At 58.1% G+C, this 8,234-nt stretch carries 8 protein-coding genes; 2 read left to right on the top strand and 6 right to left on the bottom strand.

Annotated features, from left to right (window positions below):
- Both QVF59_RS02805 and QVF59_RS02800 read left to right on the top strand, forming a co-directional pair.
- Positions 1-639 (top strand): DUF3304 domain-containing protein (locus QVF59_RS02805; protein WP_287877261.1); only part of this gene is annotated, 639 nt, incomplete at its 5' end.
- A complete protein-coding gene (locus tag QVF59_RS02800) occupies positions 621-2,882 on the top strand; it encodes a T6SS phospholipase effector Tle1-like catalytic domain-containing protein (RefSeq protein WP_287877260.1) in 2,262 nt (753 codons plus the stop codon). The genes QVF59_RS02805 and QVF59_RS02800, both read left to right, overlap by 19 nt.
- A 109-nt stretch (positions 2,883-2,991) precedes the next feature.
- Here the strand turns inward: QVF59_RS02800 and QVF59_RS02795 are convergent, their stop codons facing one another.
- From QVF59_RS02795 to rpmA, 6 genes are all read right to left on the bottom strand, one after another.
- On the bottom strand, positions 2,992-3,759 hold the full coding sequence (locus tag QVF59_RS02795) for an ABC transporter ATP-binding protein (protein ID WP_159874786.1): 768 nt from the start codon (positions 3,757-3,759) through the stop codon (positions 2,992-2,994).
- A gap of 20 nt (positions 3,760-3,779) precedes the next feature.
- Complete coding sequence (locus QVF59_RS02790; RefSeq protein ID WP_159874785.1) at positions 3,780-4,493, bottom strand: ABC transporter permease; 714 nt, start codon at positions 4,491-4,493, stop codon at positions 3,780-3,782.
- Positions 4,490-5,179, bottom strand: coding sequence for an ABC transporter permease (locus QVF59_RS02785; RefSeq protein ID WP_159874784.1), 690 nt, complete (start codon positions 5,177-5,179; stop codon positions 4,490-4,492). The genes QVF59_RS02790 and QVF59_RS02785 overlap by 4 nt, the downstream gene beginning before the upstream one ends.
- A gap of 227 nt (positions 5,180-5,406) precedes the next feature.
- Positions 5,407-6,186, bottom strand: a complete 780-nt coding sequence (locus QVF59_RS02780) for an ABC transporter substrate-binding protein (protein ID WP_159874783.1) — start codon at positions 6,184-6,186, stop codon at positions 5,407-5,409.
- A gap of 414 nt (positions 6,187-6,600) precedes the next feature.
- Positions 6,601-7,803: a GTPase ObgE gene (obgE, locus tag QVF59_RS02775; protein ID WP_287877255.1), complete on the bottom strand. Its 1,203-nt coding sequence runs from the start codon at positions 7,801-7,803 to the stop codon at positions 6,601-6,603.
- Between the two features lie 149 nt (positions 7,804-7,952).
- Positions 7,953-8,228 carry a 50S ribosomal protein L27 gene (gene rpmA / locus QVF59_RS02770; protein ID WP_045847787.1) on the bottom strand — a complete coding sequence of 92 codons (276 nt, stop codon included), beginning with the start codon at positions 8,226-8,228 and terminating at the stop codon, positions 7,953-7,955.
- Positions 8,229-8,234: the final 6 nt, after the last annotated feature.

The raw sequence follows: 8,234 nt of genomic DNA, 5'->3' as shown, positions 1-8,234 counted from the left end.
CCTGGTCAGCCAATGGCGGCAACAAGCCGCCGCAATGGAAGGAAAGTCATGCCCCAACACACCGTAAACCCGCACAGCACCATCCAGCCCCGTCCACCGCCACCACGCAGGCGACGGCGGCTGCTGGCCAGCTGCCTGCTCGCCCTGCTGACCGCCTGCGCCGGCAGCGCCTCCTCCTTCAGCCTGATCGGCGCACCGGTGCGCGTGTATGACCTGACCGGGAAAATTTACACCATTCTGGATGCCGAATTCGACTTCATCGGCCGCACGGGCGCGCCTGGCGCTGGAGGTGAGGTGTGCTGCGCCAGCCTGCCAAAGAAGTGGTATCCCGGCATGATCGCCACCGTGCGCTGGCTTAAAGATCCTGACGCCTGTCTGGATTGCGCACCCAATATTGACAAGGAGAAGAAGAAATTTAAGGAATACATGAAAAAGAAAGAAGCCACCTACCAACGCCTCAGCGCGCAGGTGGAACTCCCCCCCTACGGCGATACCTGCGGGATTGCACTCGTTTTCTTCCCTTGTGATCAGGTCAGAGTGGTGATTGATTGCCGTGAATCCGGCTACATCGCCCGCGCCGATGACAAAGACATTCTTCAAAAATACGGGATGACACAACAATGTCCGAAACAACCTTAAGCCCTGCCCACACCGCCCCACCCTGGGATGAAACACGTGATGCCTTCCCCAGCGATGCCCAGGTGCTGCGCGCCAACCGCATGAGCCAAAGCCGGGAAATGGATGCGCTTTACTTTGCAGCCCATGTCAAACGCAGGCCGCCGCCCTGTGGCATGGTATGCAATGTCTCGCTGTTTTTTGATGGCACCAATAACCATCTGTACACCGACGAAGCGCATAACAACCATTCCAATATTGGCCGGCTGTTCCGTGCCGCCATTCAGGGGAAAAGCGCCGCAAAAGATGGCTTTTTTGCCTATTACCTGCAAGGGGTGGGCACCCAGTTTCGCGAGATCAAGGAGGATGGGCCGTCGCCTGCGGGCCTGAAATATGCCGCCGGTGGCCAGATGCGTATTCACTGGGGCTTTACCCGCTTGATTGATGCCTTGCAACGCACCATCAGCCCGGATGTTGATCGATATCCGAATGATTTGACTGCTAAGGAAGCATTTAACATTGCCAGCGCCATGGAGTTTCCCCCGTTAAATGACCCCAACGATGAGTGGCAGCAACAAAAGCGTAACTGGCCGGCAGCTTGGCGGCGTAAGGAGGCGATGCAGCTGGGCCTGGCCAAGGTGCTCACCCACCGACAGAACCAGGAAGTGCCTACCGTGGCCTGCCTGAAAGTGTATGTGTATGGCTTTTCGCGCGGGGCGGCCGAGGCGCGCACCTTTGTCTACTGGCTGCATGAAATGTGTGAGCGTGGCGATGACGGTGGCTATACGCTGTTTGGCATACCGATCAAGATTCCGTTTATTGGCCTGTTTGATACCGTGGCATCGGTGGGCCTGGCCGCGCTGACCGCCCCGGCGCTGGGCCATATGGGCTGGGCGGACGACACCATGCCGCTGCCGGATGCCCCCGGCCTGATCGGCCAGCATGTGCACCTGGTATCGGCGCACGAGCAGCGCATCTGCTTTCCGCTGGACTCCACCCGTTGGGATACGGGCCACTACCCGCCCGGCCACCTGGGGGAATTTGTCTACCCCGGCGTGCATTCCGACGTGGGCGGTGGCTATGGCCTGGGTGAACAGGGCAAGGCACGCGACGGTATTGGCTCCCAGCTGTCGCAGATCGCCCTGCGCCGCATGTATCTGTTTGCTTTTCACGCCGGCGCGCCGTTAACACTGCCCAAACAGGTGTTTATCGACACGCAGGCCAGCATCGAATTTATCGAGAGTTGGCGCTGGATGTCTACCGAAGTTCGTGACACTTTCGATGTCAATAAATCCCTCATCCAACGCTTCAATGCCTGGGCCGTACGGCAGGACTGCCAGCAAGACACGGTGGAACGCATCATCGCCCGCCAGACTGCACTGATGACCGCCTGGCGCATTGCCCGCTATGCCGGCGGCCTGGGCGGGGAAGGCGGGGTGTCGCAGGAGCAGTTGCCGTATTACCGCAGCATTCCGGAGGATAGCCCTGAAGAAATCCGCTGGGCACGCCAGTCCTGGGAGCAGGCCTGCGCCAGCGATGCGGCCCAGGCCCGGTTGCAACAGGTGCAGGCCGACAATACCGCCCGCTGGGAGCGAGGCAAAGCAATCGACCAGCGCGCACTGGAACGGGCGCAGCAGCAAGTGGCCCAGCAGCCCATGCCCAGCGGGGTGCGCAACCCGGCCACCGGCCAGCAGGTAAGTGACAAGCTGCCGTCTTACGCCAAGGATTTTGACCCCAGCATGGATAAATCGCAGTTGCGCAATGCGGCCAAGGAATTCCGGGTGCATTATCTGCACTGGAAAAAAGTGGAGCCGCGCTACAACGCCCAAGGCCAGGCCATTGCCGTACCCGACCCGCTGGCCATAAAAGGCGAGCGCCCCGCCTGGCAAACCATTCCACCGCCCCCCAGGGTGGGGACGTTCACCTGGAAAGACTGGCTGCTGCGTCTGGTTGGCATTGGCAGCATGCAGTCCATGGCGCCGGAGCATGCTTATGAATCGGTCTTTCTATTGCGCCACAGCGAGCAGATGTATGCCCAGCTGATGGCAGACCCGCTCTTGTTGGCGCTGTTTGATGAGCACATTCACGATTCACGGGCCTGGTTCATGGTGGCCAGCACCGGCAACCGCGAGCCGTATGCCAGTTATTTCCGGCTGCGTACCATTCTGTACAATGACAAAACCAATAAGGACTACCAGCGGGATATTCCGGATGTGGAGAAACGCTGCCAGATACCGGCGGTTCCGGATTGGTATGGTCGGCTGTAACGCGGCCAAGCCACAGCCTGTTACTGGCGGCGCTTAGTCGCTAAAACGGCAAGCGCAAAAAACGGCCCATCTCACAATGGGCCGTTTTGCTTTTTTAAAAACAGATAACTTATTTCAGGCTGCCGGACAGAAAAGCCTTCAGGCGTTCGCTCTTGGTATTGCCGAACACTTCGTCCGGGTGGCCTTCTTCTTCCACCAGCCCCTTGTGCAGGAACATGACGTGGTTGGACACATTGCGGGCAAAGCCCATCTCGTGGGTCACCACCACCATGGTGCGGCCTTCTTCGGCCAGGGTCTGCATCACCTTCAGCACTTCGCCCACCAGTTCCGGGTCCAGCGCCGAGGTAGGTTCGTCAAACAGCATCACTTCCGGCTCCATCGCCAGCGCACGGGCAATGGCCACGCGTTGTTGCTGGCCACCGGACATATGCGCCGGGTACTTGGCCTGGGCCTGGGCATCCAGCCCTACCTTGCGCAAGTATTTTTCGGCGCGGGCAATGGCTTCGTCACGGGAAAGACCCAGCACGTGAATGGGTGCTTCGATAACGTTTTCCAGCACCGTCATGTGGCCCCACAGATTGAAATGCTGGAATACCATGGCCAGCTTGGAGCGCATGGTCTGCAGCTGCTTCTGGTCGGCCGGTATCAGTTCGCCCTGCTTGTTTTTTTGCAGGCGGATTTCCTCGCCGCCCAGGCTGATGCTGCCGGCGTTGGGTTTTTCCAGAAAGTTGATACAGCGCAGAAAGGTACTTTTTCCCGAGCCGGAGGAACCGATGATGCTGATTACATCGCCGGCCTTGGCCTTGAGCGAAATACCCTTGAGCACTTCGTGGCTGCCATAGCTCTTGTGCAGGTCTTTAACGACTAGCTTTTCCATCTTTTATCCTTGCGGGTAACTCAGGCCTTCATCGGGCGCAGGTGCGCCAGCCACTTGCTTTCCGCCTTGCGGAACAGGGCCACCAGAACAAAGGTGATACACAGGTAAATCAATGCGGCCAGGCCAAAGGCATTGAACGAGTCATAGGTGGCGGCATTCACGTCACGCGCCACTTTCAGAATGTCCGGCACGGTGGCGGTGAAGGCAACGGTGGTGGCATGCAGCATCAGGATCACCTCGTTGCTGTAGGCCGGCAGGGCGCGGCGCAGCGCGGACGGAATGATCACGCGGCGATACAGGGTGAACCTGTTCATGCCATAGGCGCGGCCAGCCTCGATCTCGCCATAAGGGGTGGCCTTGATGGCACCGGCGAAGATTTCGGTGGTATAGGCGCAGGTATTCAGGCCGAAGGCCAGAATGGTGCAGTTATACCCTTCGCGGAAGAAGTGGTTGAGGATGTCCACATCGCGCACCACATCCAGGCTGTACATGCCGGTGTAGAAGAACAGCAGCTGGATGTACAGCGGTGTACCACGGAACACGTAGGAAAACAGCCATACCGGGCTGGACAGCCATCTGGATTTGGACACGCGGGCAATGGCCAGCGGAATGGAGGCACAGAAGCCAAAGGCAATGGAAATCACCAGCAGCCACATGGTGACGGCCAGGCCCGACAGGTGATAGCCATCCGTCCACAGGAAGGCTTTCCAGTATTGTTGGATGATGTCGATCACAGATCTGCCTCCCGTACGCCGGTGGAATAACGGCGTTCCAGCCACATCAGCACCAGGCTGGAAATCGTTGTCAGAATCAGGTAAATGGCACCGGCCACCACGGTGAAGAAGAACACCTTGTACGAACTCTTGCCCGCGTCAATGGATGCCTTCACCACATCGGACAGGCCGATGATGGAGACCAGGGCGGTGGCTTTGAGCATCACCTGCCAGTTATTGGAAATACCCGGCAGGGCAAAGCGCATCACCTGCGGAAACTGGATACGGGAAAAGGTTTGCCAGCCGCTCATGCCATAGGCGATGCCAGCTTCGATCTGACCTTTGGGTACAGACAGGAAGGCCCCGCGGAAGGTCTCGGTGAAATAGGCCCCGTAAATGAAGCCCAGGGTAAACACACCGGACACAAAGGGGTTGAGGTTGATCTGCTCCATGCCCTGCCATTCGGTCAGATGATTCATGCCGATTTGCAGGCTGTAGAAGATCAGCAGCATCAGTACCAGGTCCGGTACGCCGCGAATCAATGTGGTGTAAAGCGTGGCAATGCCCTTGAGCACAGGATTGCTCGACAGCTTGGCGCCAGCGCCACCCAGACCGATGATGAAGGACACCAGCAACGACATGACTGCCAGTTCCAGTGTGATCCATGCACCGTCCAGGATGATAGGCCCGAATCCATCCAGAAACATGGCCGTTTCCCCTGTATGTTGTTATCGCTGTACAACTGCCCGGGCGCAGACTGCCACCACCTGATCCCGGCGGGAGCTGGCGAAAGCATGCCTTTGCAGCATTGGCGTAAGTGTCAGCGATTGGCGGCGGACGTAACAGTGGGTGTTACGCATCTCCTCCGCAGCCGTGATGAAAACGCGCCCCGGCAAATTGCAACGGGGCGCGGTGCCTCTGTCGGTGTTACGACTTATTTGCCGTATACATCAAACGTGAAGTATTTCTTTTCGATTTTCTTGTAGGTACCGTCCTTCAGGATGCTGGCAATCGCTTTGTCGATGGCTGCCTTCAAGTCGGTATCTTCCTTGCGCAGGCCGATGCCGGCACCGGTACCCAGGGTTTTCGGGTCGTTCAGGTTGCCACCGGCGAAGGCGAAGCCCTTGCCTTCCGGCTTTTTCAGGAAGCCTTCGTCAGCCTGAATGGCATCTTGCAGCGAGGCATCCAGACGACCGGAGGCCAAGTCGGCCAGTACCAGGCTCTGGTTTTGGTACGGAACCACTTCTACACCGCCCGGAGCCCAGTGGGCCTTGGCATAGGCTTCCTGGATGGTGCCTTGCTCAACACCAACGCGCTTGCCCTTCAGGGAGGCGGCAGTCGGCTGCAGGCCGGAACCAGCCTTGGCCACCATGCGGGTCGGGGTATTGAACAGCTTGGCGGAGAAATTGATTTCCTTCAGACGTGCTTCATTGATGGACATGGAAGACAGTACGCCATCGAATTTCTTGGCCTTCAGGGCCGGGATCATGCCGTCGAAGTCGTTTTCCACCCATACACACTTGGCTTTCATGCGTGCACAGATTTCATTGCCCAGATCGATGTCGAAACCCACCAGCTGACCATTGGGTGCCTTGGATTCGAACGGAGCATAGCTGGCGTCAACGCCAAAACGAACTTCTTTCCAGTCCTTGGCGAAAGCGCCAAAAGAAGTGGCCATCAGTGCCAGAGAAACGGCGGTAATCACTTTTCTCATCAAACTTCTCCTTACTGCTTGGTTTTATTGTTAACACCATGCCGGGCAGCCCCTGCCACCGCAACATACCGATACGCTGCATCAGCCCCCTGCCTTGTGGGCGGGCAGGGCCGATTGGCAGCAATGGTTATATGAATAGCGCAAATTGTCCAGAAGCACGACTCCGGATACAGGATAAATAACGCATCCACCCTGACCGGAGAGGACAGCTGGGCGCGCATGCACCCATATTTGGAAAAGCAAGTCGCATTCGATTGTATTTTTGAGTACAAAATACAACAAACCCACGTAAAACTACGTAGCTTATTTTGCCGTGCGACATCAAATTTTCAAAGTGCAAACCCGCACATGCCATGTAACAGACGAAAAAAAGCCGGTTTCTTCTGGAAACCGGCTGTTCTACCTGACGCTGGCTTAGCTTTCTTCGCCCGCAGCCTTGGCCGCAGCAGCTGCCGCCTTGGCCGCTTCAGCCGCTTCCAGCTGGGCGCGGGCTGCCGCCTTGCGTGCCAGGCGGGCCTCTTCGGCCTGACGTTCGGCTTCTTCCGCAGCAGCACGGGCACGAGCGCGCATGATGCGCAGATAATTGTCGATGGCACGCACCAGCTCACGCGTGCCTTCGTGGGTGAGTGCGGAAATGGCAAACACGCGTGGGGTGTCCACATCAAACCCCAGGCTGTCATCCGGCTGGGTCTTGGGCCAGCCATAGGCTTCCAGGAAGGCCGATACCGTCAGCTCGCGCTCTTCTTCCGGCAGCATGTCCAGCTTGTTCAGCACCAGCCAGCGCGGCTTGCCGTGCAGCTCGGCATCATACTTTTCCAGCTCGGACACAATCGCGCGCGCTTCGCGTACCGGATCGACATCAGGGTCGAACGGTGCCACATCCACAATGTGCAAGAGCAGGCCGGTACGTTGCAGATGCTTGAGGAAGCGGTGACCCAGGCCCGCACCTTCCGCCGCGCCTTCAATCAGGCCGGGAATATCGGCAATCACAAAGCTGCTGGTATCGTCCATGCGCACCACGCCCAGATTGGGGTGCAGGGTGGTAAACGGATAATCCGCCACCTTGGGACGTGCCGCCGATACCGAGCGGATAAAGGTGGATTTACCGGCATTGGGCATGCCCAGCAGGCCCACGTCAGCCAGCACTTTCAGTTCCAGCTTCAGCGTGCGCTGTTCGCCCTCTTCACCCGGCGTGCTCTGACGCGGCGCACGGTTGGTGGAGGACTTGAAGTGGATATTGCCCAGGCCACCCTTGCCACCGCGGGCAATCATCACCCGTTGGCCGTGATGGGTAAGGTCGGCCACCAGCTCGCCGGTGTCGTGGTCGGTAATCACCGTGCCCACCGGCATGTGCAGTTCGATATCGTCACCGCCCTTGCCGTAGCAATCGGCACCGCGGCCACGCTCGCCATGCTGCGCCAGGTATTTTTTGACAAAACGGTATTCCACCAGGGTGTTGACGTTTTCATCGGCCACAGCAAACACGCTGCCGCCCTTGCCGCCATCACCACCATCCGGGCCGCCAAACGGCACGTATTTTTCCCGGCGGAAACTGGCGGCACCATTGCCGCCCTTACCTGCAAAAACTTCAATCCGGGCTTCGTCGATAAACTTCATAGATCCTCCTTGAGGAGTCAGGCGTCAAGGTTGGCCATGTGCTGCACCAGCCTTCACGCCTTGCCCCTCGCCAAGCCTGCCACATGGACAAGCCGGATAAAAAAAAGCCCTATCTCACAGGATAGGGCTTTCTTGTCTGCAGAAAGCGATTATTCGCCGTCTACACCGGTGTACGGTACCACGGTAACGATCTTGCGTTGCAGAGCACCTTTAACGGTGAACTGAACATAGCCGTCAACCTTGGCAAACAAGGTGTGATCCTTGCCCTGACCAACATTTTCACCAGCGTGGAAACGGGTACCACGCTGACGAACGATAATGGAACCTGCCGGAATCAGTTCGCCACCGTAAGCCTTAACGCCCAAGCGTTTGGCTTCGGAGTCACGACCGTTGCGGGAGCTACCGCCTGCTTTTTTGTGTGCCATGACTGT

Source organism: Aquitalea sp. (assembly GCF_030150775.1).
GTDB classification, from domain to species: domain Bacteria; phylum Pseudomonadota; class Gammaproteobacteria; order Burkholderiales; family Chromobacteriaceae; genus Aquitalea; species Aquitalea denitrificans.
Note: the sequence above shows the minus strand (reverse complement) of the source record. Positions and strands in the feature narration are given on the sequence as shown.

Coding starts and splice junctions, on each gene's coding strand:
- QVF59_RS02800 (WP_287877260.1), top strand. CDS start 621: ATGTCCGAAACAACCTTAAGCCCTGCCCACACCGCCCCACCCTGGGAT.
- QVF59_RS02795 (WP_159874786.1), bottom strand. CDS start 3,759: ATGGAAAAGCTAGTCGTTAAAGACCTGCACAAGAGCTATGGCAGCCAC.
- QVF59_RS02785 (WP_159874784.1), bottom strand. CDS start 5,179: ATGTTTCTGGATGGATTCGGGCCTATCATCCTGGACGGTGCATGGATC.
- QVF59_RS02780 (WP_159874783.1), bottom strand. CDS start 6,186: ATGAGAAAAGTGATTACCGCCGTTTCTCTGGCACTGATGGCCACTTCT.
- obgE (WP_287877255.1), bottom strand. CDS start 7,803: ATGAAGTTTATCGACGAAGCCCGGATTGAAGTTTTTGCAGGTAAGGGC.
- rpmA (WP_045847787.1), bottom strand. CDS start 8,228: ATGGCACACAAAAAAGCAGGCGGTAGCTCCCGCAACGGTCGTGACTCC.